1 pseudogene is annotated in these 1,119 nt (G+C 73.3%); it reads right to left on the bottom strand.

The features are described 5' to 3' along the window. Positions 1–1,067, bottom strand: a pseudogene (locus tag ABZZ74_RS54330) (hypothetical protein); the annotation flags it as partial. Positions 1,068–1,119: the final 52 nt, after the last annotated feature.

The following is a 1,119-nucleotide window of genomic DNA, read 5'->3' as shown; positions in this document are numbered from 1 at the left end:
GCCGACCGCGCGATGCGGCTGAGTTCGTCCACGCGATGGTGCACCTGCGGCTGCGGCGAGTCAGGCCGCAGCCCGGGTACGGACGGCAGATCCTGAACAAGAGCCCGCGGCGACGGATCCGGCAGCTGCGACGCATCGAACGGCTCCGGCACATGCGGCAGGCCGAGATGCCCACCGACATGCTCACCGACGTGCTCACCGGGTGCGGGCACCGTTGCGGGCTCCTGCACCAGCTGAGCCGTGGACGAGTCCACCGGGACCTCGGCGTGCGGGGCCGGGGCGGCGGTGTGCGGCGCGGACGCCGTCGTGGCCTCGTGGGGCGCCGGCGCCTCGGCCGGCTGGTTCACGGAAGTGGTCTCGAAGCCGGGAAGGCCGCGGCCTCCGGTGACGGGAGCTGCCGCGGCCCCCTCCTGGCCGGCCTCCCATGCGGTTTGCGGCATGGCCGCGGAGCTCGCCAGGCCGGACGGCGTCTGATGACCGGGATCCAGGGCGCTGGCCTGGCCGGCCGGAGCCGCCGTCCGCCCACCACCGCTCTGCTCCGTGGGGGACGGCCCCGATCCCGACACCGTGCCGATCGCGGGCGCCGTGCCGGTGCCCTGCCCCATGCCGGTGCCCGGCGCCGTGCGGGCCGTCGGAGAAGCGCCGGTGGCCGGGGTGCTGGTGGCCGGGACCATACCGGGGCCCGGTGTGGTAGTGCCCACGCCGGGTGCCGCGTCCGCGCCAGGGGCCGTCTCGGTGGCCGGGGGAATGCCTAGATCGCTGTGGTTGACCGGAGAGGTCTCCATGACGGGCCACTGCGGCGCGCCGGACGACTCCGTCAGCGGCAGCTTGGGCACATCCAGGTTCGGCAGGCCGGACCCCGGCAGGTCCGGCAGGTCCGGCAGGTTCAGCTTGACGGGATCGATGTGCAGGTTCTCGCCGTGCTTGCCGAACCGCAGCTTGCCGCCCTCGCCGCGGATGGCACCCAGCGCACCGGACGTGGTCGTCGAGAACATGTCCAAGTGCGCGCGGTTCATCACGTCAAACACGACGGTGCCGATGACGTTGGTGATGGTCCCAAACGTCATCTTGCCCACGACGTGGCTGGCGAACCCGGCGGCGAACCTGCCCCCGAACTCC

The organism is Streptomyces sp. NPDC006476 (assembly GCF_040612015.1).
GTDB lineage: Bacteria > Actinomycetota > Actinomycetes > Streptomycetales > Streptomycetaceae > Streptomyces > Streptomyces griseorubiginosus_B.
Note: the sequence above shows the minus strand (reverse complement) of the source record. Positions and strands in the feature narration are given on the sequence as shown.